The 23,041-nt window shown below is 70.8% G+C and carries 20 protein-coding genes; 10 read left to right on the top strand and 10 right to left on the bottom strand.

What is annotated here, in order from left to right:
* Positions 1 to 47: 47 nt before the first annotated feature.
* From lspA to ACWBNA_RS40640, 4 genes are all read left to right on the top strand, one after another.
* Positions 48 to 659: a signal peptidase II gene (lspA, locus tag ACWBNA_RS40655; RefSeq protein WP_482709608.1), complete on the top strand. Its 612-nt coding sequence runs from the start codon at positions 48 to 50 to the stop codon at positions 657 to 659.
* A gap of 52 nt (positions 660 to 711) precedes the next feature.
* Entirely contained in the window at positions 712 to 1,656 is a 945-nt protein-coding gene (locus tag ACWBNA_RS40650) for an RluA family pseudouridine synthase (RefSeq protein WP_482709607.1), read from the top strand.
* On the top strand, positions 1,653 to 2,120 hold the full coding sequence (locus ACWBNA_RS40645; RefSeq protein ID WP_482709605.1) for a GNAT family N-acetyltransferase: 468 nt from the start codon (positions 1,653 to 1,655) through the stop codon (positions 2,118 to 2,120). Before ACWBNA_RS40650 ends, ACWBNA_RS40645 begins: the two co-directional genes overlap by 4 nt.
* A 104-nt stretch (positions 2,121 to 2,224) precedes the next feature.
* Complete coding sequence (locus ACWBNA_RS40640) at positions 2,225 to 3,811, top strand: Na+/H+ antiporter (RefSeq protein WP_482709604.1); 1,587 nt, start codon at positions 2,225 to 2,227, stop codon at positions 3,809 to 3,811.
* A 136-nt stretch (positions 3,812 to 3,947) separates the two neighbouring features.
* Here the strand turns inward: ACWBNA_RS40640 and ACWBNA_RS40635 are convergent, their stop codons facing one another.
* Entirely contained in the window at positions 3,948 to 5,075 is a 1,128-nt protein-coding gene (locus ACWBNA_RS40635; protein WP_482709603.1) for a mechanosensitive ion channel family protein, read from the bottom strand.
* A gap of 258 nt (positions 5,076 to 5,333) precedes the next feature.
* Between ACWBNA_RS40635 and ACWBNA_RS40630 the strand changes: the two genes are divergently transcribed.
* Positions 5,334 to 5,903: a dienelactone hydrolase family protein gene (locus tag ACWBNA_RS40630; protein ID WP_482709601.1), complete on the top strand. Its 570-nt coding sequence runs from the start codon at positions 5,334 to 5,336 to the stop codon at positions 5,901 to 5,903.
* Positions 5,904 to 5,919: 16 nt separating this feature from the next.
* On the opposite strand, the gene ACWBNA_RS40625 is transcribed toward ACWBNA_RS40630, so the two are convergent.
* From ACWBNA_RS40625 to ACWBNA_RS40610, 4 genes are all read right to left on the bottom strand, one after another.
* Positions 5,920 to 7,581, bottom strand: a complete 1,662-nt coding sequence (locus ACWBNA_RS40625; protein ID WP_482709599.1) for an alkaline phosphatase D family protein — start codon at positions 7,579 to 7,581, stop codon at positions 5,920 to 5,922.
* Between the two features lie 98 nt (positions 7,582 to 7,679).
* Positions 7,680 to 8,492, bottom strand: a complete 813-nt coding sequence (locus ACWBNA_RS40620; protein ID WP_482709598.1) for a thioredoxin domain-containing protein — start codon at positions 8,490 to 8,492, stop codon at positions 7,680 to 7,682.
* Positions 8,493 to 8,557: 65 nt separating this feature from the next.
* Positions 8,558 to 9,256: a hypothetical protein gene (locus ACWBNA_RS40615; RefSeq protein WP_482709597.1), complete on the bottom strand. Its 699-nt coding sequence runs from the start codon at positions 9,254 to 9,256 to the stop codon at positions 8,558 to 8,560.
* A 68-nt stretch (positions 9,257 to 9,324) separates the two neighbouring features.
* On the bottom strand, positions 9,325 to 10,692 hold the full coding sequence (locus ACWBNA_RS40610; RefSeq protein ID WP_482709596.1) for a DUF2252 domain-containing protein: 1,368 nt from the start codon (positions 10,690 to 10,692) through the stop codon (positions 9,325 to 9,327).
* A 214-nt stretch (positions 10,693 to 10,906) separates the two neighbouring features.
* Here ACWBNA_RS40610 and dnaE point away from each other — a divergent pair, with 214 nt between their 5' ends.
* Positions 10,907 to 14,446, top strand: coding sequence for a DNA polymerase III subunit alpha (dnaE, locus tag ACWBNA_RS40605; RefSeq protein WP_482709595.1), 3,540 nt, complete (start codon positions 10,907 to 10,909; stop codon positions 14,444 to 14,446).
* A 100-nt stretch (positions 14,447 to 14,546) separates the two neighbouring features.
* Here the strand turns inward: dnaE and ACWBNA_RS40600 are convergent, their stop codons facing one another.
* Entirely contained in the window at positions 14,547 to 14,711 is a 165-nt protein-coding gene (locus ACWBNA_RS40600) for a hypothetical protein (protein ID WP_482709594.1), read from the bottom strand.
* A 223-nt stretch (positions 14,712 to 14,934) separates the two neighbouring features.
* On the opposite strand from ACWBNA_RS40600, the gene ACWBNA_RS40595 reads away from it, so the two are divergent.
* The 4 genes from ACWBNA_RS40595 to ACWBNA_RS40580 all read left to right on the top strand — a co-directional run bounded on the left by ACWBNA_RS40595 (position 14,935) and on the right by ACWBNA_RS40580 (position 18,914).
* A complete protein-coding gene (locus tag ACWBNA_RS40595; protein ID WP_482709593.1) occupies positions 14,935 to 16,161 on the top strand; it encodes an NYN domain-containing protein in 1,227 nt (408 codons plus the stop codon).
* A 123-nt stretch (positions 16,162 to 16,284) separates the two neighbouring features.
* A complete protein-coding gene (locus tag ACWBNA_RS40590) occupies positions 16,285 to 17,259 on the top strand; it encodes an ABC transporter ATP-binding protein (RefSeq protein WP_482709592.1) in 975 nt (324 codons plus the stop codon).
* Between the two features lie 94 nt (positions 17,260 to 17,353).
* On the top strand, positions 17,354 to 18,175 hold the full coding sequence (locus tag ACWBNA_RS40585) for an ABC transporter permease (protein WP_482709590.1): 822 nt from the start codon (positions 17,354 to 17,356) through the stop codon (positions 18,173 to 18,175).
* A gap of 34 nt (positions 18,176 to 18,209) precedes the next feature.
* Positions 18,210 to 18,914, top strand: a complete 705-nt coding sequence (locus tag ACWBNA_RS40580; protein ID WP_482709589.1) for an AAA family ATPase — start codon at positions 18,210 to 18,212, stop codon at positions 18,912 to 18,914.
* Positions 18,915 to 18,929: 15 nt separating this feature from the next.
* On the opposite strand, the gene ybaK is transcribed toward ACWBNA_RS40580, so the two are convergent.
* From ybaK to ACWBNA_RS40560, 4 genes are all read right to left on the bottom strand, one after another.
* Positions 18,930 to 19,433: a Cys-tRNA(Pro) deacylase gene (ybaK, locus tag ACWBNA_RS40575; protein ID WP_482709588.1), complete on the bottom strand. Its 504-nt coding sequence runs from the start codon at positions 19,431 to 19,433 to the stop codon at positions 18,930 to 18,932.
* Positions 19,434 to 19,470: 37 nt separating this feature from the next.
* Positions 19,471 to 20,211, bottom strand: a complete 741-nt coding sequence (locus tag ACWBNA_RS40570) for an LON peptidase substrate-binding domain-containing protein (protein WP_482709587.1) — start codon at positions 20,209 to 20,211, stop codon at positions 19,471 to 19,473.
* An 11-nt stretch (positions 20,212 to 20,222) separates the two neighbouring features.
* Complete coding sequence (locus ACWBNA_RS40565; protein ID WP_482709586.1) at positions 20,223 to 21,242, bottom strand: hypothetical protein; 1,020 nt, start codon at positions 21,240 to 21,242, stop codon at positions 20,223 to 20,225.
* 130 nt (positions 21,243 to 21,372) lie between these two features.
* Entirely contained in the window at positions 21,373 to 22,950 is a 1,578-nt protein-coding gene (locus ACWBNA_RS40560) for an oxidoreductase (protein ID WP_482709585.1), read from the bottom strand.
* Positions 22,951 to 23,041: the final 91 nt, after the last annotated feature.

The following is a 23,041-nucleotide window of genomic DNA, read 5'->3' as shown; positions in this document are numbered from 1 at the left end:
GTGTCGTACCCTCGTCCTCAGTCAGGTACCTAGGTTGAGGGACTCACGTGGCAGAGGCGGAGCGCATCATCGGTACGCCGGATATCCCAGAGGCGGCGGGAGGCGGGCCGGAGCAGTCCGAGGAGCACGCCGCGGACGCGTCGGAGACCGCCGCGGGGGCCGAGCGGCCCCGGGGCAGGCGGCGGATCGCCGTGCTGTTCGCCGTCGCGGCCTTCGCGTACGCCCTCGACCTGATCAGCAAGATGATCGTGGTCGCGAAGCTGGAGCACCACGCGCCGATCGAGATCATCGGGGACTGGCTGAAGTTCGAGGCGATCCGCAACGCGGGCGCGGCCTTCGGCTTCGGCGAGGCCTTCACCGTGATCTTCACGGTGATCGCGGCGGCCGTGATCGTGGTCATCGCCCGTCTCGCCCGCAAGCTCTACAGCCTGCCCTGGGCGATCGCGCTCGGCCTGCTGCTCGGCGGTGCGCTCGGCAATCTCACCGACCGGATCTTCCGCTCGCCGGGCGTGTTCGAGGGCGCGGTCGTGGACTTCATCGCGCCCAAGCACTTCGCCGTCTTCAACCTGGCCGACTCGGCGATCGTGTGCGGCGGCATCCTGATCGTGCTGCTGTCGTTCAAGGGTCTCGACCCCGACGGCACCGTCCACAAGGACTGAGGACCGCGCACTCTCGTACGAGAGTGCCGGACCTGTCCGGCATACTCGACGGGTGAGCACGATTCCCGAGATCCGAAACCTGCCCGTGCCCGACGGCTTGGAGGGCGAGCGTGTCGACGCCGCCATCTCCCGCATGTTCGGCTTCTCCCGTACGAAGGCCGCCGAGCTCGCCGCGGCGGGGAAGGTCACGGTCGACGGCTCGGTGGTCGGGAAGTCCGAGCGGGTGCACGGCGGGGCCTGGCTGGAGGTCGAGATGCCGCAGGCGCCCGCGCCGGTGCAGATCGTCGCCGAACCGGTCGAGGGCATGGAGATCGTGCACGACGACGACGACGTGGTCGTGATCGTCAAGCCGGTCGGCGTGGCCGCGCACCCCAGCCCCGGCTGGAGTGGGACGACCGTGATCGGCGGGCTCGCCGCCGCCGGGTACCGGATCTCCACCTCGGGCGCCGCCGAGCGTCAGGGCATCGTGCACCGTCTGGACGTGGGCACGTCCGGCCTGATGGTCGTGGCGAAGTCCGAGTACGCGTACACCTCGCTCAAGCGCCAGTTCAAGGAGCGCACGGTCGACAAGCGCTACCACACGCTCGTCCAGGGCCACCCGGACCCGACCAGTGGCACCATCGACGCGCCCATCGGCCGGCACCCGAACCACGACTACAAGTGGGCGGTCACGGCCGAGGGCAAGCCGTCCATCACGCACTACGACCTCATCGAGGCGTTCCGTGCGGCCTCCCTGCTCGACGTGAAGCTGGAGACCGGCCGCACCCACCAGATCCGCGTCCACATGGCCGCTCACCGGCACCCGTGCGTCGGCGACCTGACGTACGGCGCCGACCCCACGCTCGCCAAGCGGCTCGGCCTGACCCGCCAGTGGCTGCACGCCGTACGGCTGGGCTTCGAGCACCCCGGGGACGGCCAGTGGGTGGAGTTCGAGTGCGGCTACCCGGACGACCTGCAGCAGGCCCTGGACCAGGTCCGCGAGGAGACCTACGCGTGAGCTCCGCGTACCTCGTGCGGGTCGCCGAGGACCTCGCCGACCGTGAGGCGTGCTTCGCGGTCCGCAAGGAGGTCTTCGTCGGCGAGCAGGGGGTCCCCGCCGACCTGGAGTACGACGCGTACGACGCCGGCGCCGTGCATGTGCTGGCGGTCCGGGAGGACGGGACGCCGCTCGGGACCGGGCGGCTGCTGTACGGCGAGGCGGCCGCCGCCAAGACAGACGGCGACCTGTCGGTGGGATCGCTGGGGCGGCTCGCCGTGACGCAGGACGCACGAGGCCTGGGCATAGGGGCCGCTCTGGTAGGCGCCGTCGAGGACGCGGCACGCGCGCGTGGCCTCGCGGCGGTGGACCTGCACGCCCAGACACACGCGCTCGGGTTCTACGAGCGGTTGGGATACGTGGCGTACGGCCCGGAGTTCCCGGACGCCGGGATGCCGCACCGGGCGATGCGGCGCGTGCTGTAGCCGCCGTGCCTGCTGTGGCGAGGGCGTCGAACGGCCGGTGAACACGGTGGCGTGGCAGGCTTGAGGTCTGCTGTGTGAACGCCGAGACGCCCCGGAGCCTGACCGTGGATCAGTTGGCCCTGCTGTTCGTGCTGTTGCTCGGGGCCGTGATGAGCGTCCCGGTCGGGGACCGGCTGAAACTGCCGGCGCCGGTGCTGATGACGCTCCTCGGGATAGTCCTCGCGCTGCTCGACTTCGTGCCGAACGTCAGCATCCCGCCGGAACTCATCCTGCCCCTGCTGTTGCCGCCGCTGCTGTACGCGGCCGTACGGCGCACCTCCTGGCGGCAGTTCACCGCCAACATCCGGCCGATCTTCCTGCTGGCCGTGGCGCTGGTGTTCGTCACCACGGTGTGTGTGGCCGCCGTCGCGAACGCGATCGTGCCGGGGCTGCCGGTGGCCGCCGCCGTGGCGCTCGGCGCGCTGGTCGCGCCGCCCGACCCGGTCGCCGCGACCGCCGTCGCGGGCCAACTCGGGCTGCCGCGGCGGCTGGTGTCCATCCTGGAGGGCGAGGGGCTCTTCAACGACGTGACGGCCATCGTGCTGTACCACGTGGCGATCACCGCGGCCGTGAGCGGGACCTTCTCGCCGTGGCGGGCCGGGCTGGACCTGGTGCTGTCCGCCGTGGTGGCGGTGGTCGTCGGGATCGTGCTGGGGTGGGGCGCCAACAAGCTGATGGATTTGCTCGGGGACCCCACCCTGCAGATCGGGATGACGCTGCTGGTGCCGTTCGCCTCGTACGTGCTGGCCGAGGAGTTCCGCGGGTCCGGGGTGCTGGCCGTGCTCACGACCGCGCTGTTCCTCGCCGAGTACGCCACCGATCCCGACGACGTGCTGACACGGCTGGCCGGGCACACCTTCTGGGACATCGTCGACACGCTGGTCACCGGGGTCGCCTTCGGGCTGATCGGTCTCGAGCTGCACAACGCGATCCGGACCGCGTCCGGACGGTGGGGCGAGATGCTCGGGTGGGCGGCGGCGATCGTGGGTGTGGTCGTGCTCGTACGGCTGCTGTGGCTGTTGCCGGCCACCTGGCTCACCAAGCGGCTGCATGCGAGGCGGGACCACGACGAGGACATTCCGATGAGTCTGCGGGAGACCGTCGTCATGTGGTGGTCCGGGATGCGAGGAGTGGCGTCGGTGGCGCTGGCGTTGGCGATTCCCCTGCAGACCGATGACGGTTCGGCCTTTCCCGACCGGGACGAGATCGTGTTCATCGCGTTCGGAGTGATCATGGCCACCCTGGTGCTGCAGGGGCTGACCCTGCCGTGGCTGGTGAGGCGACTGGGTGTGCAGGCCGACACGGACCGGGAGAAGGAGTTCGAGAAGGCGCTGGCCGTGCGGGCGGCGAAGGCGGCGAAGCGCAGGCTCCGCGAGATCGAGGCTGCGGAGGAGCTGCCGGAGGAGTTGTCCGAGCAGATGCTGCGGCGGGCCCACGATATCGGCGTGCGGATCAGTCCGGAGGTGGTGGAGGACGAGCGGCGGGAGGCGCATGAGCAGCGGGTGCGCAGGCTCAAGCGGGTGCGGCGGATCCAGGGGGAGATGTTGAGCGCGGCCCGGCATGAGGTGCTGGCGGCGCGGAGTGAGGCGGGGGCGGATCCGGAGGTGGTGGATCGGGTGCTGCGGCATCTGGATGTGCGGAGTTTGCGGTGATGTGTCGGGTGCGGGCGGGTGGGAATTGCCCTGTTGGTTTCCCACCCGCGCACCACCGTTTCCAGTTGGTCGAGGGGGCGGGCCCTCCTGTGGGGGTTGCTCGTCGGCGGCGGCTGCCCGTTCGTGCTTCGCCGGGTCAGCCGCCCGAGCGCGGTGACTCGTAGCCGCGGCTCGCGGCCACCCCGTCGCGCGCGAGGTCGTCCCGGTGGGGGCGGCCGTTCGTGCGGCTCGGGGGCAGGTACGCGTCCGCCGTGTTGACCCGGGGGAGGGCGTACGGGTGTTCCGTGGCCAGCCAGCGGATCATCTGTTCGCGGACCGTGACGCGGACCGTCCAGATGTCGTCGGCGTCCTTGGCGGTCATCAGCGCCCGCACCTGCATGGTGTTCGGGGTGGTGTCCGTCACGTCCAGGCCGTAGGCGCGGCCGTCCCAGGCGGGGCACTCGCGCAGGATGTCGCGGAGCTTGTCGCGCATCGTGTCCACCGGCGCGGTGTGGTCGACGTGCCAGAAGACGATGCCGGTCATCTGGGGGGTGCCGCGCGACCAGTTCTCGAACGGCTTGGACGTGAAGTACGAGACGGGCATGGTGATCCGGCGCTCGTCCCAGGTCCGTACGGTCAGGAAGGTCAGCGTGATCTCCTCGACCGTGCCCCACTCGCCGTCCACCACGACGGTGTCGCCGATGCGCACCATGTCGCCGAAGGCGATCTGGAACCCCGCGAACATGTTGCTGAGCGTCGACTGGGCGGCGACACCGGCGACGATGCCGAGGATTCCGGCCGAGGCCAGCAGCGAGGCGCCCGCCGCGCGGAACGCCGGGAACGTCAGCAGCATCGTGGCCACGGCCACCACGCCGACGGTCGCGGAGACCACGCGCATGATCAGCGACACCTGGGTACGGACGCGCCGGACCCGGGCCGGGTCGCGGTGGGCGCGCGCATAGCGGGTGTACGTCGTCTCCACTATCGCGGCGGCGATCCGGATCACCAGCCACGCCGTTGCCCCGATCAGCACCAGCGTGAGGGTACGGCCGATGCCGATGCTGTGCCGTTCCAGAAGCTTCGCCTCGTCGTACGACCCTCTCAGCATGGCCGCGCAGAGCACGAGTTGGTAGGGGATACGGCCACGGCGCAGCAGACCCCACAGGGGGGTCTCGTGATGCCGTGCGTCGGCCTTGCGCAGCAACAGATCGGTCGCCCAGCCGATGACCAGGGTGAGGGCGACCGACCCGCCGACCACGATCAGTGGGCGGAGTAGATTCTCCATGCCCACGAACGTAACCGGCCTCGGGCGTTCATGAACATGTGACTTCGCGCTCAAGGTGGGTACGGCCGTGGCACGGGGCGAAGATCGCGGCCGTGACCTGCGTTGTCGTACCCGGCTGGCACCATGGCCTCATGAACATCGTGCTCTTTCACTCGACCTTCGGTCTCAGGCCCGCGGTGCGCGCCGCGGCGGACCGGCTGCGCGCGGCCNATCGCGGCCGTGACCTGCGTTGTCGTACCCGGCTGGCACCATGGCCTCATGAACATCGTGCTCTTTCACTCGACCTTCGGTCTCAGGCCCGCGGTGCGCGCCGCGGCGGACCGGCTGCGCGCGGCCGGACACGAGGTGTGGACGCCGGACCTCTTCGAGGGGCGTACGTTCGAGACGGTCGAGGAGGGCATGGCCTTCAACGACGGGATCGGCAAGGACGAGTTGCTCAAGCGCGCCGTCCTGGCCGCCGCGCCCTACTCGGAACGCGGACTGGTCTACGCCGGGTTCTCCCTCGGCGCGTCCGTCGCGCAGACCCTCGCGCTCGGTGACGAGAAGGCGCGTGGCCTGCTGCTCCTGCACGGCACGTCGGACATCGCGGCGAACGCGACCGTGGACGAGCTGCCCGTGCAGCTGCACGTCGCCGAGCCGGACCCCTTCGAGACCGACGACTGGCTGAGCGCCTGGTACCTCCAGATGGGCAGAGCGGGCGCGGACGTGGAGGTGTACCGGTACGCCGGGGCCGGCCACCTGTACACCGACCCCGACCTGCCCGACTACGACGAGGAGGCCGCCGAGGCCACCTGGCGGGTGGCGCTCGGTTTCCTCGACAGTCTGTAGAGCCCGTGCTGCGCGGCTACACGGGGTCGTACGTCCGCTCCACCTTCTGGGTGCCGCTGCGCGTGCGGTACGAGCGGGCCCAGGCCGAGGTCGCGTCCGGCCTGGTGCGGTCGGACAGGACGTAGTAGTCCATCTGCGCGCGGGCGGCCGTGATGTCCAGGACGCCGTAGCCGTGGCGGTCGGTGTCGACCCAGTGGACGTGCCGGTTGGCGGCCTTGATGATCGGCGCGGCGACCGCGGAGATCGTGCCCTCGGGGGCCTTCACGATGTCGTCGAGGTTGTCGGAGGTGACGGAGGTGACGACGAACTCCGTGGCCGCCGAGGCGGACAGCGGGTAGGTGCCGGCGTCCACCGGTACGTCGTTGGCCCACGCCATGTGGATGTCGCCGGTCAGGAAGACGGTGTTGCGGATGGCGTTCGAGCGCAGATGGGCCAGCAGTTCGCGGCGGTCGTCGGTGTAGCCGTCCCACTGGTCGGTGTTGAGGGCGAGGCCCTCCTTCGGCAGGCCGAGCAGTTCGGCGAGCGGTCTGAGCAGGTCGGCGGCGAGGGAGCCGATCGCGAACGGCGAGATCATCACGGAGTTGCCGATCAGCCGCCAGGTGGTGTCGGACGTCTTGAGCCCGGCCTTCAGCCAGTCGAGCTGGGCGCGGCCGGTGAGCGTGCGGTCCGGGTCGTCGACCGAGCCGTTGCCGACGGCGGCCTGCTGCGAGCGGAAGGAGCGCAGGTCCAGGAGCGAGAGGTCGACGAGCTTGCCGAAGCGCAGCCGCCGGTAGGTGGTGCCGGCGATCGCGGTGCGCACCGGCATCCACTCGAAGTAGGCCTGCTTGGCGGCTGCCTGACGCGCCGACCAGGCGCCCTCGGCACCCTCGGTGTGGTTCTCGGCCCCGCCTGACCAGGCGTCGTTGGCGAACTCGTGGTCGTCCCAGATGGCGATGACGGGAGCGACGGCGTGCAGGGCCTGGAGGTCGGCGTCGGTCTTGTAACGTCCGTGCCGGATGCGGTAGTCGGCCAGGGTGAGGATCTCGTGCGCGGGCGCGTGCGGCCGGACCACGGTGTCGCGCGTCCCGTACTCGCCGGTGCCGTACTCGTAGATGTAGTCGCCCAGGTGCAGCCAGGCGTCCAGGTCGCCGCGGGCCGCGAGATGGCGGTACGACGAGAAGTAGCCGGCCTCCCAGTTGGCGCAGGAGACCACGCCGAAGCGGAGGTTCGCGACGGCGGCGTCGGCGGCCGGGGCGGTGCGGGTGCGGGCGACGGGGGAGTCGGTGCCCCCGGCGGAGAAGCGGAACCAGTAGTCGGTGGCGGGTTCCAGGCCGCGTACGTCCGCCTTGACGGTGTGGTCCGAGGCGGCGGTCGCGGTGACCGAGCCCTTGGCGACGATGTTCGTCAGCGCCTTGTCCCTGGCGACGACCCAGTCGACCGAGGTGTCCGGGCCGAGCCCGGAGCCCGGTATCGCCTCGGCGGTGGGCGTCACCCGGGTCCACAGCAGGACGCCGCCCGGCAGGGGATCGCCGGAGGCGACGCCGTGCAGGAAGGCGGGGGAGTCCGTGGCGGCCCGGGCGGGCAGGGCGGCGGCCAGGGGGCCGGCCAGGACGGCGGTGGCGGCCGCGGCCTTGACGACCGTACGGCGGCGCGGGGACAGGGAGTTGACTTGCTCGGATGCTCTGTGTCGTCTGGTCACGGCCGATCAGGTTACTGATCGGTATGCACGAGAGCGGGCGAACTCGCGAAAGTTCGCCCGCTCTTTGTCCGACGGTCGCTCTTCGAGCGGCGTCCGGGTCAGGCCTTGAGGGCCGCCTGGATCGCCGTGTTGAAGTCGGCGACCGTCATCGGCGCGTTCTTGCCGTCGGAGCCGGTCAGCGTCTTGCCGTCCATCTTCAGGGTCGGGGTGCCGGTCACGCCGCTGTCGTCGAACTTCGCCGACATCTCCAGCGCCCACTTGTCGTAGGTGCCGTTCTTCACGGCGCTCTGGAACTTCGTGTTGCCCTTGAGCGCGGAGACCGTGTCGGCCACCTTGATGAGGTAGGCGTCGTCCTTGAACTTGTCGTCGTTCTCCTCCGGGTGCCACTTCGTCGAGTACAGGGCGGTCTTGTACTCGAGGAAGGCCTCGGGGCTGACGTCGAGCGCGGCGCCCATGGCGCTGAGGGCGTTCTTGGAGCCCTCGCCGCCCAGGCCGTTGTCGAGGAAGCTGGCGCCGACGTACTGCACCTTGTAGGTGCCGTCCTCGACGCCCTTGTCCACCGTCGTGCCGACGGTCTGCTCGAACTGGGCGCAGACCGGGCAGCGCGGGTCCTCGTACATGACCAGGGTCTTCTTGGCGCTGCTCTTGCCGATGACGACGGTCGTGCCGTTCGTGCCCGTGGTGTTGGCCGGCTTGACGAGCTTGTCGTCCTTGGCGGCGTCCCAGTAACCGGGCTTGTTGCCCTGGACGACCGTGTAGCCGATGCCGCCGGCTATCGCCAGGACGGCGACTATGGAACCGGCGACGATGACCTGCCGCTTGACCTTGTTGCGCTTGGCCTGGCGCTCGCGCTCCTGGCGCAGGCGCTCGCGGGCTGCGGTCTTCGCGGCCTGGCTGTTCCGCTTTGCCATGGGTGATCTCCGTAAGGGGACGCGCACACGTCGTGTGCGGGATACGTAAGGGGGACTGGTGGTGCTCAGGCGAAAGCGACCGAGCACGGCGGTCCACGCCGTCCCAGGGAGTGCACGAGGATCCGCTCGCGCGCGGTGCTCGTACGGCGGCCGGGGCGCTGCGGGCGGCACACGGAGGGCGACGGCCCCGCGGTCACGGCCACCGCCGCGACCGCCAGCAGCAGCGGCCGGAAGGTGGTCGCGGTCATCGCCCGCAGCAACTGGGCCAGCGCGCGCTCGCCGCGGCGCAGCCAGGCGGCGGCCAGGAGGCCGACGCCCAGGTGCGCGCCGAGCAGCAGCCAGGCTGTCGCCGGATCGGCGTGGGCGAGCAGACCGCCGAGGCGGTCCGGGTCGGCGCCCGTCACCCGGGCCAGCGGGGCGCCGACACTGGTGCCGTCGCCGCACAGCAGGTCGAGGCCGACGGAGCGCAGCGGGCCGGTGACCGGGCCGCCCGCGGCGCCGTAGCAGACGTGCTGGCCGGTGGTGAACACGGTGTCGGCGGCCAGCTCCAGCGGGATCAGCAGGGCGGCGATCCGGCCGAAGCCGCGCTCGCGGCCGGCCAGCGCGTAGGCCAGGGCGAACACGGCGGCGGCGACCACCGCCACCGTGTTCAGCGGCAGCGGCGTCCGGGACAGCAGCACGTGCGACGCGGTGCTGAGCGTCACGACGAGTGCCGTGAACAGCGCCGCGCGCACGGCTCTGAGCTGGGTCCCGGATATGTCCATAGCGGAGGAGAGTCTGTCACGCGGGCCTGTAAGGGACCCCTAAAGGGTTCCTGTGCGCGGCCGTTCCGTCACAGACCTGGAATCCGGCCGTTGCGGAACAGGTCCACGAAGATCTGGTGGTCGGCGCGCGCGCGTGCGCCGTAGCCGTGCGCGAAGTCGACCAGGAGGTTCGCGAAGCCGGCGCCGTCGTCGGAGTCCGCCGCGAGGGCCGCGTCGATGGCCCGCTCGGTGGAGAAGGGCACCAGGGACTCGCCGGACTGGTCGTCCGCCGCCCCGTGCATGGTGGCGGTGGCCCGGCCCAGGTCGGCGACGACCCCGGCGATCTCCTCCGGGTCGTCGATGTCGCCCCAGTCGAGGTCCACGGCGTACGGCGAGACCTCGGCGACCAGCTGGCCCGAGCCGCCCAGCTCGGTCCAGCCGAGCCACGGGTCGGCGTGAGCCTGGAGGGCACGCTGCGAGATCACCGTGCGGTGGCCCTCGTGCTGGAAGTAGTCCCGGATCGCCGGGTCCGTGATGTGGCGGGAGACGGCCGGGGTCTGGGCCTGCTTGATGTAGATCACGACGTCGTTCTCCAGGGCGTCGCTGTGGCCCTCCAGGAGGATGTTGTAGGACGGCAGCCCGGCCGAGCCGATGCCGATGCCGCGGCGGCCGACGACGTCCTTCACGCGGTACGAGTCGGGGCGGGCCAGGGACGAGTCCGGCAGCGTCTCCAGGTAGCCGTCGAAAGCGGCGAGGACCTTGTAGCGGGTGGCCGCGTCCAGTTCGATGGAGCCGCCGCCCGGGGCGAAGCGGCGCTCGAAGTCACGGATCTCCGTCATCGAGTCGAGCAGGCCGAAGCGGGTCAGCGAGCGGGCGTCGCGCAGCGCGTCGAGGAGCGGGCCCTCGGCGGTGTCCAGGGTGAAGGGCGGCACCTCGTCGCTCTTGGCGCCGGTGGCCAGGGCGTGGATCCGCTCGCGGTACGCACCCGCGTACACCCGCACCAGCTCGGTGATCTGGTCGTCGCCGAGCGCCTTCGCGTACCCGATCAGGGCGATGGAGGCGGAGAAGCGCTTCAGGTCCCAGGTGAAGGGGCCGACGTACGCCTCGTCGAAGTCGTTGACGTTGAAGATCAGCCGGCCGTTGGCGTCCATGTACGTGCCGAAGTTCTCCGCGTGCAGGTCGCCGTGGATCCACACCCGGGAGGTGCGCTCGTCCAGATACGGGCCACGGAGTATCCGCTCGCCACCCTGCCCACCCTGCCCGGCGTTCTCGGCGTCGAGGTCGTGGTAGAAGAGGCACGCCGTGCCCCGGTAGAACGCGAACGCCGAGGCCGCCATCTTGCGGAACTTGACGCGGAACGCTGCCGGGTCGGCGGCCAGGAGCTGCCCGAAGGCGGTGTCGAAAACGGCGAGGATCTCCTCGCCGCGGTGCTCGTCGTTGAGCTGCGGGACCGACATCGCTGGGTGCCTCCTGGTGCGGGTGGTGCGTGACATGGGGGGCGGATCGCCCGTCTTCTTGCAACGTCCGACGGTACGCGGGAGTGCCCCGCGACTCCTCCTTGAAGGTACGGGGGAGACGCCTCCCGGTGTCAGTGCCGAGGCATAGACTTCGACGCTGTCCCCCCAGACTGCCCGCAGCCTGTCGCCGAGCGTTTTCCATGGAGGCCACGCCGTGTCAAAGCCGCCGTTCACGCACCTGCACGTCCACACCCAGTACTCGCTGCTGGACGGTGCCGCGCGGCTCAAGGACATGTTCGACGCGTGCAACGAGATGGGCATGACCCACATCGCGATGTCCGACCACGGCAACCTGCACGGGGCGTACGACTTCTTCCACACCGCGAAGAAGGCGGGGGTCACCCCGATCATCGGCATCGAGGCGTACGTCGCGCCCGAGTCCCGGCGCAACAAGCGCAAGATCCAGTGGGGCCAGCCGCACCAGAAGCGGGACGACGTCTCCGGTTCGGGTGGTTACACCCACAAGACGATCTGGGCGGCCAACGCGAAGGGCCTGCACAACCTCTTCAAGCTCTCCTCCGACGCGTACGCCGAGGGCTGGCTGCAGAAGTGGCCCCGCATGGACAAGGAGACCATCTCCCAGTGGTCCGAGGGGCTCATCGCCTCCACCGGCTGTCCCTCCGGCGAGCTCCAGACCCGGCTGCGGCTCGGCCAGTTCGACGAGGCGCTGAAGGCGGCCTCCGAGTACCAGGACATCTTCGGCAAGGACCGGTACTTCCTGGAGCTGATGGACCACGGCATCGAGATCGAGCACCGGGTCCGCGACGGACTGCTGGAGATCGGCAAGAAGCTCGGCATCCCGCCGCTGGTCACCAACGACTCGCACTACACGTACGCGCACGAGTCGGTCGCGCATGACGCGCTGCTGTGCATCCAGACCGGCAAGAACCTCTCCGACCCGGACCGCTTCCGCTTCGACGGCACCGGCTACTACCTGAAGTCCACCGACGAGATGTACGCCATCGACTCCTCGGACGCCTGGCAGGAGGGCTGCGCCAACACCCTCCTGGTGGCCGAGCAGATCGACACGGCCGGCATGTTCGAGGCGAAGAACCTCATGCCGAAGTTCGACATCCCCGAGGGCTTCACCGAGGTCACCTGGTTCAAGGAGGAGGTCCGCCGGGGCATGGAGCGCCGCTTCCCCGGCGGCATTCCGGAAGACCGGCAGAAGCAGGTCGAGTACGAGATGGACGTCATCATCCAGATGGGGTTCCCGGGGTACTTCCTCGTCGTCGCCGACTTCATCATGTGGGCCAAGAACCAGGGCATCGCGGTCGGCCCCGGCCGAGGCTCCGCGGCCGGCTCGATCGTCGCGTACGCCATGGGCATCACCGACCTCGACCCGATCCCGCACGGCCTGATCTTCGAGCGGTTCCTCAACCCCGAGCGCGTCTCCATGCCCGATGTCGACATCGACTTCGACGAGCGTCGGCGCGTCGAGGTGATCCGGTACGTGACCGAGAAGTACGGCGCCGACAAGGTCGCCATGATCGGCACCTACGGCAAGATCAAGGCGAAGAACGCCATCAAGGACTCCGCGCGCGTGCTCGGCTACCCGTACGCGATGGGCGACCGCCTCACCAAGGCGATGCCCGCCGACGTCCTCGGCAAGGGCATCGACCTGAACGGCATCACCGACCCCACGCACCCCCGCTACAGCGAGGCGGGCGAGATCCGGGCGATGTACGAGAACGAACCGGACGTGAAGAAGGTCATCGACACCGCCAAGGGCGTCGAGGGTCTGGTCCGGCAGATGGGTGTGCACGCGGCGGGCGTGATCATGTCCAGCGAACCCATCGTCGACCACGCCCCCATCTGGGTGCGGCACACCGACGGCGTGACCATCACCCAGTGGGACTACCCCCAGTGCGAGTCGCTGGGCCTGCTGAAGATGGACTTCCTGGGCCTGCGCAACCTCACGATCATGGACGACGCCATCAAGATGGTGAAGGCCAACAAGGGCATCGATCTGGAGATGCTCGCCCTGCCGCTGGACGACCCCAAGACCTTCGAACTGCTCTGCCGCGGTGACACCCTCGGTGTCTTCCAGTTCGACGGCGGCCCGATGCGTTCGCTGCTCCGCCAGATGCAGCCCGACAACTTCGAGGACATCTCCGCCGTCTCGGCCCTCTACCGGCCGGGCCCGATGGGCATGAACTCGCACATCAACTACGCGGAGCGCAAGAACGGCCGCCAGGAGATCACGCCGATCCACAAGGAGCTGGAGGAGCCCCTCGAGGAGGTCCTGGCCGTCACCTACGGCCTGATCGTCTACCAGGAGCAGGTCCAGAAGGCCGCCCAGATCATCGCCGGGTACTCGCTCGGCGAGGCCGACATCCTCCGCCGCGTGATGGGCAAGAAGAAGCCCGACGAGCTGGCGAAGAACTTCGTCCTCTTCCAGGAGGGCGCCAAGAAGAAGGGGTACAGCGACGAGGCCATCCAGGCCCTGTGGGACGTGCTGGTCCCCTTCGCCGGATACGCGTTCAACAAGGCCCACTCGGCCGCGTACGGACTGGTCTCGTACTGGACGGCGTACCTGAAGGCGAACTACCCCGCCGAGTACATGGCCGCGCTGCTCACCTCGGTCAAGGACGACAAGGACAAGTCGGCCGTCTACCTCAACGAGTGCCGGCGCATGGGCATCAAGGTGCTCCCGCCGAACGTCAACGAGTCGATGTCCAACTTCGCCGCGCAGGGCGACGACGTGATCCTCTTCGGCCTCTCCGCGGTGCGCAACGTCGGTACGAACGTGGTCGAGTCGATCATCAAGAGCCGCAACTCCAAGGGAAAGTACGCGTCCTTCCCCGACTACCTCGACAAGGTCGAGGCGGTCGTCTGCAACAAGCGCACCACCGAATCGCTGATCAAGGCGGGCGCCTTCGACAGCATGGGGCACACCCGCAAGGGCCTCACCGCGCACTTCGAGCCGATGATCGACAACGTGGTGGCGGTCAAGCGCAAGGAGGCCGAGGGCCAGTTCGACCTCTTCGGCGGCATGGGCGAGGAGGAGACGAGCGAGCCCGGCTTCGGACTCGACGTGGAGTTCACGACCGACGAGTGGGACAAGGCCTATCTGCTCGCCCAGGAGCGGGAGATGCTCGGTCTGTACGTCTCCGACCACCCGCTCTTCGGCCTGGAGCACGTGCTGTCCGACAAGGCCGACGCGGGCATCGCCCAGCTCACCGGAGGTGAGCACTCCGACGGCGCGGTCGTCACCATCGGCGGCATCATCTCGGGCCTCCAGCGCAAGATGACCAAGCAGGGCAACGCCTGGGCCATCGCCACGGTCGAGGACCTGGCCGGCTCCATCGAGTGCATGTTCTTCCCCGCGACCTACCAGCTCGTGTCGACCCAACTCGTCGAGGACGCCGTGGTGTTCGTCAAGGGCCGTCTCGACAAGCGCGAGGACGTGCCCCGCCTCGTCGCGATGGAGCTCCAGGTGCCGGACCTGTCGAACGCGGGCACCAACGCCCCCGTCATCCTCACCATCCCGGCCACCCGGGTCACCCCGCCGATGGTCAGCCGGCTCGGCGAGATCCTCAGCCACCACAAGGGCGACAGCGAGGTGCGGATCAAGCTCCAGGGCCCGCGCAAGACGACCGTGCTGCGTCTGGACCGGCATCGGGTGAAGCCGGATCCGGCGCTCTTCGGCGATCTGAAGGTGCTGCTGGGGCCGTCCTGCCTGGCCGGTTGAGCGGCTGACCGGCCGAGCAACTGACGTACGCGAGGGGCGCGCCCATGATCGGGTGCGCCCCTCGGTGTGTGCCGGGCCGCAACAGCCCGTGACGCGGAGGTCAGTTGTGACCGAAGCGCTTCTCGCGGCTCTTGCGTGCCATGTCGCCGGGAGTCGCCTGCGGGGCGTGAGACGGGGGCTGCGTGTCCACCGTGGGCTGCTGGACCGTCTGGTGGCCACGCTCGGACTGCGACTGCTTACGTTCACGGTTCTTGTTCTTGGCCATGGTGTCTGCCTCCTGAAGGGGATCTAGGGGCCAGGGCCGGGATCAGATTCACATAGGCTGACAAGGAGCGCATGTCGGATAATTACCGTCTGTGACAGGGTTGGTCGGGGAGCGATACCTCGAAACGCCACGCCGAAGATCGAGTTCGGGCCGTTAACCCCCGCACGGTCGGGCAGACTCGAAGGAAGCCCGAAGCAAACCTCCCGGAAAGAGGGTGGATCGCGTGGACCGCTGCATCGTCCTGGTGGACGCCGGGTATCTGCTGGGGGCCGCCGCCAGTCTCCTCGCCGGGGAGCCCTCGCGGTCCCGCATCACCGTCGACCACACCGCCCTCGTCCAGGGCCTGCGTGAACGCGCCGAGTCCGACACGGAACGGCCCCTGCTGCGCATCTACTGGTTCGACGGCGCCCCCGACCGCGTCCCGCAGCCCGAGCACCGCAGACTGCGCGTGATGCCCCGCGTCACCGTCCGGCTGGGCGCCCTGACCCGCAGCGACGGACGCTGGGCCCAGAAGGGCGTGGACGCCGCGATGCACGCCGAGCTGACCGAGCTGGCCCGCAACCGCGCCTGCTCCGACGTCGTCCTGGTGACCGGCGACGGGGACCTGCTGCCGGGCATGATGGCCGCCAAGGAGCACGGGGTCGCCGTACACCTGTGGGCCGTGCAGGCCGCCGACGGGGACTACAACCAGTCCGAGGACCTGGTCGCCGAGGCCGACGAGCGGCGCGTGCTGGACCGCACGTGGATCACCAAGGCCGTACGTGCCAAGGACCTCGGCGGGATCTGCGCGCCGCCGCCCGTGCCGCGGCCCGAGATCGCCGCGATCCTCTCCGCGCCGCTGCCCGAGTCCGCGCACTCCGCGCACTCCACTGCGGCCGAGCGGTCGGTCGAGGAGGAGCACGCCCCGGCGGCCGCCGTCTCGGAGAACGGCACGCAGGAGCGGGCACCCGCCGCCAAGGGCGTGCCCACGCCGAAGGACCTGGCCGCGCTGCGCGCGCCCGGCCCGCAGCCCGCCCAGCCCCCGCAGACCGCGACCCTGCGCTGGTCCTCAGACAAAGGGTGGGTCGACCGGCCCGGCGGCGCCGTCGAGCCCCCCGAGGTCGCCTCGCTGCCGACGCTCGCCCAGGTGACCACGGCGGAGCAGCGGTGGGCCGACCGGGAGGAGGACATCACGACCGTCGGCGGCGACCCGTTCGAGGTCGGACAGGTGTTCGCGCGGCGCTGGATGGAGCGCCTCGGGGACCAGGTCCACCTGCAGAAACTGTCCGGGATGTACCCGCGGATCCCGCACCGGATCGACGGCGAGCTGCTGCGGTACGCCGCGCGGTTCGGGCTGCTCGCGCACAAGGACGACCAGATCGACGAGCACGACCGGTATGCGATCCGGGCCGGGTTCTGGCGGGAGATCGACGTGCGGACGGCCGCCGAACACGCGCCCGCCGGGGAGTGAGATCTTTACCGGTGGTTGTGCCGTTATGGACCGACCCGAGAGCGGACCAGGGTTCCGGACCCCGTAGTCTCGTGCCTTGTGAGTACGCGCGCGACACCGGCACTTCGACACAGTGATGATGTCGTGTGCGCCGTGCGCGGGCTGACCAAGACCTATCCGGCCGTTCGGGGGCGGCGCGGCACGCCGGCAACGCCCGAGGTGAGGGCCACCGACGACGTACGGCTGGAGATCAGGCGCGGCGAGATCTTCGGGCTCCTCGGACCGAACGGCGCCGGGAAGACCACCCTCGTACGGCAGCTGACCGGGCTGATGCGGCCCGACCGCGGCAGTGTCGAGATCCTCGGGCACGACATCGTGCGGCACCCGGAGCGGGCCTCGCGGATCCTCGCCTACCTCGGGCAGGAGTCCACCGCCCTCGACGACCTGACCGTGTCGCTCGCCGCCGAGACCACCGGACGGCTGCGCGGGCTGGAGGCGGCGCAGGCACGGGCCGAGCGGGACGCCGTACTCGACGAGCTGGGGCTCACCCCGCTCGCCGGGCGGCCGCTCAGGAAACTCTCCGGCGGACAGCGCCGGCTCGCCTGCTTCGCCGCCGCGCTCGTCGGGGCGCGGCCGCTGCTCGTCCTCGACGAGCCCACCAGCGGCATGGACCCCGTGGCGCGACGCGCGGTGTGGTCCGCCGTCGACCGGCGCCGGGCCGAGCACGGCACGACCGTCCTGCTCGTCACCCACAACGTCATCGAGGCCGAGACGGTCCTCGACCGGGTCGCCGTGCTCGACCAAGGACGGGTGATCGCCTGCGACACCCCCACAGGACTCAAGGAACAGGTCGCCGGCGAGGTGCGGGTCGACCTGGTGTGGCGCGAGTCCGCCCCGCTGCACGTGCCCGAGGTGGCCGCGCTGCGGGACCGGGCCGTGGAGTCCGGACGCCGCTGGACGCTGCGGCTCGCCCCGGAGGAGGCCCGTACGGTCGTCGCCACGGTCACCGGCGGGGCCGCGTTCGCCGCGCTGGACGACTTCACGCTGACCACGCCGAGCCTGGAGGACGTGTACCTGGCGCTGGGCGGCGCCGCACGACAGGGGCTGGTGAAGGCGTGAGCCGACCGCCCACGGGCGTGAGTACTGTGACCGCCGCATCCGTACCGAACACGACGACTGCCGGAGTGCAACCGAGAGAGGGGAGCCGCGCGACGTGAGTGTCGTACCCGCCGAGGCTCTGCCGGGCAGCGTCCTGGCCGTGGAGGAGACGGTCCGGGAAGCGGCCGAGCTCGGACCGCGCGCACGGCTGTGGCCGGCGCTCGCGGCCGTGTACCGGGCACAGCTGTCCCGCGCGCGGGTGGCGCGGATCCCGCTGCTGTTCGTCGCGACCTTCCAGTCGGTCGGGATCATGATCCTGATGCGGGGGGTCGTGGACGGCGGGGGCGAGGCGCAGGCCGTGGTCGCCGGGTCGTCGGTGCTCGTCGTCGCCTTCGTCGCGCTGAACCTGCTCGCCCAGTACTTCGGCCAGCTGCGCGCCAGCGGCGGCCTCGACCACTACGCGACGCTCCCCGTGCCGCCGGCGGCCGTGGTGCTCGGGGCGGCGGGCGCGTACGCGTCCTTCACCGTGCCGGGGACCGTGGTCACCGCGGTCTTCGGATGCGTGCTGTTCGGGCTGCCGCTCGCGAACCTGTGGGTGCTGCTGGCCGTCATCCCGCTCGCGGGCGCCGCGCTCGCAGGGCTCGGGGCCGCGCTCGGGCTGCTCGCGCCGCGTCCGGAACTGGCCACCCTGCTCGGACAGCTGGGCATGTCCGCGGCGCTCCTGCTCGGGGTCCTGCCGGCGGACCGGATGCCGGAGGCCGTGCGGTTCACGCGGGACCTGCTGCCGTCGACGTACGGCGTCGAGGCCTTCGCGCGGACCTTCGAGCCGCACCCCGACTGGGCGTTCGTGCTCGGTGACCTCGCCGTGTGCGCCGGGGTCGGCGTGGTCTCGCTGGCCGTCGCCACCTGGGCCTACCGCCGGGCGGCCGTCCGATGACGCGCCGCACAGGCGGGCCTGGCACGATGTCAGGGTGACCGCACCGTTGACTCCTCCTCCGCCGCCCCACGAACACTCCTCGCACAGCGCGTGGCAGTCCGTCCCTCCCGGGTACGCGGCCCCCGCGCCGGACGCCCCGTACGGCGCGCACGGTTCGTACGGACAGGACGGTCCCGGGATGAAGACGGAAGTGCGGGAGGCCGCCGTCGTCACGGTGGCGGTGGCGCTCGGCGGGGTGCTGCTCGGGGTGCTGTGGTGGTGGCTGGCGCCGCACGTGCCGCTGGTCGGCGGTCTGGACGAGCAGGGGAACTGGGTCGTCTTCCTCCAGGACACCGAGGGCGAGCAGGCGGTCGGTGTCGATGGAACGTTCACTCTGCTGGCGTTGGCCTTCGGCGTGGTGAGCGCGTCGGCCGTGTTCCTCGTGCGCAGGCGCGGCGGAGTGCCGCTGGTCGTGGCGCTCACCGTCGGCGGGCTGCTCGCGTCGCTGCTGGCGTGGCGGCTCGGGGTGTGGCTGGGGCCCGCCCAGGACGTCATCGCGCATGCCAAGGACGTGGGCAAGGGGGTCACGTTCTCGGCGCCGCTGAAGCTGGGGGCGAAGGGGGCCCTGATGGCCTGGTCGCTGGCCGCGCTGGTCATGCATCTGGGGCTGACGGCGCTCTTCGGGCCCCGGGATCCGGACCCTTACGACCACCAGCAGGGTCCGGTTCCCAAGGACGGCTACGGGACCCCGCAGGCCTGACGATCGACCCAGGTCTCACGCCCGCCCGATGGGGGCCACCACCGCTTCGGTGAGCTTGGCCAGGTCGTCGGGGGAGAGTTCGACCTCCAGGCCGCGGCGGCCCGCCGAGACGCAGATCGTCGGGTGGGCGGAGGCGGACTCGTCCAGGACGGTGGCGAGCTTCTTGCGCTGGCCGAGCGGGGAGATGCCGCCGCGGACATAGCCGGTGGTGCGTTCGGCGAGTGCCGGGTCGGCCATCGCGGCGCGCTTGCCGCCGACCGCCGCCGCCAGTGCCTTGAGGTCCAGCTGGCCGGCCACCGGAACGACGGCGACGGTCAGGGTGCCGTCGACGTCGGCGACCAGCGTCTTGAAGACCCGCTCCGGCGAGACGCCCATCGCCTCGGCCGCCTCCTCGCCGTACGACGGGTGCGCGGGGTCGTGGTCGTAGGAGTGGACCGTGTACGGCACTCCCGCGGCCGTCAGGGCCACCGTCGCCGGCGTGCCGCCCGCCTGCTGCTGCTTCTTCGACTTCTTCGCCATCGCGGCCTGGTTCCGCCTGTTCCCCAGAGGTCGTACGTCAGTTGAGACTCGTCGGGCCGCGCGTCAGTTCCGCCGCGGGCAACGACGGAAGGTTACGGATGATCGCCGTCTCCGCGCGCAGGATTTTCAGTTCGTCGCGCAGCCGGGACGCGGTGTCCGGGGCCTGGAGCAGGCGCTGCTTGGTCGGGACGTCCAGCATCATCGCGGCGGCCACGAGGTAGGAGATCACGGACGGTTCGTCCGGCAGGTCCGCGCCGGTGGACAGGGAGCGCTCGCGGGCGCCGGCGAGGCGCTTCTGGTACTGGCGGAAGGCCCGCAGCACGCCCTCCGCCAGCGCGCCCGCCTCCTCACCCGGGTCCTCGGGCAGCTCCTCCAGTTCCGCCGTCAGGAACGGGCCCGACGCGTCGACCGTCAGCAGCCGTACCCGGGTGGTGCCCGTCGCCAGGACCTCGAAGGTGCCGTCGGCCCCCTCCCGGATGGTCGCGGCGTCCGCGATGCAGCCGAACCCGTGGAACGCCTTGACCGGGTCGTCGCCGAAGCCGGCCGCGGCACCGCGCTCGGCCACGGCGGTCTGGTCCGGCATGCCGGGTGCGGTCGATGCCACCTCGTGGCCGTCACGGATCGCCACCACGGCGAACCGGCGTGGTTCGTCCTCGGGTGTCTTCACCAACTCGCGCATCATGGCGCGATAGCGCTCCTCGAAAATGTTCAGTGGCAGCACGAGCCCCGGGAACAGCACGGAGTTCAGGGGGAAGAGCGGAAGCCGGACGGTGGTCACGACGCAAAAGCCTAATGGTCGCCGGAGTGGGCGCGTCCGCCGTGCTCACTCCGTGGATGGCCGGCAGCCGTGTTCCGGCGGACCTCGTCGCGGATCTCCAGGAACCGGCCGAGCGGATCGTCCGAGAACCGGTCCCAGGGGAAGGAGGTGGCGTACGGGCCGATCCGGTGCAGCTCCTCCTCGGCGTCCGTCCAGCGCTCCAGCCGTACCAGCACGTACACCAGCTTGTTCCGCACCTCGGCCGGCCAGGGGTCGGCCGCCGGGAACCGGGCGGAGAGCGCGATCGCCCGGTCGGCCGCCGCGTCCAGTCGCTCGACCGGTACCTCGGGGCCGCAGCCGTCGGTCAGGTAGGAGAAGGCCGTCCGGGCCGGCAGCGCCTGGACCAGGGAGTCGGCCGGAGCGTCCTGCGCGGCCAGATCGGCGAAGTCGAAGCAGGCGTGGTGGGAGCCGTGCCACGAGGCGGCGAGATAGCGCAGGGCGGCCACATGACAGCCGTAGTGGTGCGGGGCACGGCGGACCGCCGCCTCCCACAGCTGCTCGAAGTACTTGTGCCCGGCGTTCGCGCCGCGCGCGTGGTCCAGCGCGATCCGCCACGGCACCGGGTCCCGGTCGTCGCCGTGCGCGGCGGCCGTGATCAAGGGGGTCGCCTGGCGCAGCAGTTCCGCCCGCGCCGGTGACTGCCAGGCGTGCTCCAGCACGAGCTGGGCGCCGATCAGCAGCGCGTCGGGATCGGTGGGCGCGGCCCTGCGCCAGTCCTCGTACCACTCGCCGCGGGAGCGGGCGAAGGCGGCGAGTCTTCGCGCGTAGCGATCGCGGTTCTCCCAGTCGGCGCCGAGGCGGGTGGCGGCGAGCAGGTGGGCGGCGGGCTCGTAGTCGCCCCGCGCGGCCGCGACGAGTGCGGGACCGAGCCGGTCGTCGGGCGCGTCGAGGAGGATCTCGTCGTCGGCGGGGAGCGGGCCGAGGCGCGAGGGCTCCCGGGGCGTCCGGGACGAGCGGATGAAGGGGGGCAGCAGAGCCATGGTGCCGACCATTGAAGGTCCGCTGGCCGACGGAGCGCCAGTGCGAACGGGCAACTCGCGGAAAGTTGTACGCGCCAAGGTCAAGGACAGGTAAAAGGGTGACCGTTCAACAACTTCTGCCCCACTAGCCCCACCAGCCCCGCTAACCGCGCCGCAGCAGCCGCGTGGCCCCCGCCGCCACCGTCGTCGCCAGGATCCAGCCCAGCAGGATGATCGCGGCGGCCAGCCACTGCCAGCCGCCCCGCAGCTGCCAGGATCCGGCCTGGCCCAGGTCGATCACCGGCAGCAGCAGGTCGAGGGCGAACAGGGCCGGATTCCACTGCGGGTGCTCGCCGCGCCTGATCGGCGGATGGCCGGCGTGCGCGAAGGCCACCGAACTCGCCGCCCACAGCACCGCCATCCACACGGCGGCCCGGCCCGGCCGGTACCCGTAGGCGACCGTCCCGTCCTGCACGTACCCCCACAGCTTGGCGGCGATCGGCAGGCTCTCGCGGCGGCGGCGCTGCTTGGCCAGCAGCACCTCGCGGGCGTCCTCGTCCTCGCCGCCGGTCCGCAGTACGGCGGCGAGTCGTTCGTACGGCTCCGGGTTGTACTCGGCGGTCGCCGCGGCCAGCCACTCCAGCCGTTCGTTCAGCGGGAACGGGCCGCGCGGCACCAGGTTCTCGTAGCTGAAGCCGCCCATGTGCAGCCGGCCAGGGCCCGGCCACGCGTCGGCCCGGTCCATCAGGTTGACCACCCGCGCCCCCGACAGCACGACCGTGCCCCGCGTCGGACGCTCCCCGAGGAAGCGCAGCTCGGGCGTCTGCACGCGGCGCAGTGACAGCTCCTGCTCGTCGGTGAGGGTGAACCGGGCCCGCTCCAGGTCGACCGCGTCCCCGAACCGCCCGTCGTCGAGGCGCAGCCCGCCCTGGCAGGCGAACCGCTGGATGCGCGTCCCGCGCGCGGGCGTCGCGCCGCTGAGCAGGACGCTGCCGACGCCCGCCGGGGTCAGGTACAGCGAGCGCTCCACGGTCAGCTGGGGGGCGTTCAGGGCGAGCCGCGAGTAGGGGTTGACCAGCCGGGCACCGCGCAGGCTCAGCGAGACACCGATCTTCGCGCTGCGCAGGCTCAGCTCGCCGTGCGACTCCAGGAGCTCGGCCTGGAGGTCCTGGCCGACGGTGAGGCCGTCCGCGGCGATCGAGCGGCCGCTGCGGTCGCGGTGCACGATCGCCTGGTTGAGCATCAGATCCGTGCCGATCTGCGCGTCGGTGAGCCGGATGCCGTTCTGGAAACGACAGCGCGGCAGATGCAGATCGCCCTCGGTGTGCACCCGGGCCGCCTCCAGGCGCGGCACCGAGCAGTCCACCATCCGCAGGGTCGTGAAGTGGGCCTCGGGCAGCAGGACGTCCCGCTCGAACCGGCAGCCGCGCAGCTCGACGTACGGCACCACCGTGCCGCCCGCGAGGTCCAGGCTGTCGCTGATCTGCACCCCGACGAGCTTCAGGGACGACACGCGGCCCGCGAGCGCGGGCGGTCCGTCCAGGAGCAGCCAGCACACGATCCGCGCCCGCACGGTCCGCTCGGGCCCCCAGGGGTGCCCGCCGTGCGGATCGTCGACGACGGTGTCGCCGCTGCTCAGGTCGTACACACTGCCGTTGCGGAACGCCTGCCACATCCCGGCCTCGGCGGCGGTCAGATCGTCCGGCAGGTCTCCGTCCCGGATGCCGGCCCCTTCGGTCACGTGGCTTCCATCCCCCTCATCTACTCGTGGGTTCGTACAACTGTTCATGCCCGTTGTGTGACGCCCGGAACACCAGACGTGAAGGGGATCT

The sequence above is a fragment of the Streptomyces sp. Q2 genome (genome assembly GCF_056820935.1).
The sequence above is the reverse complement of the archived record's forward strand: the minus strand, read 5'-3'. Positions and strand labels throughout refer to the sequence as shown.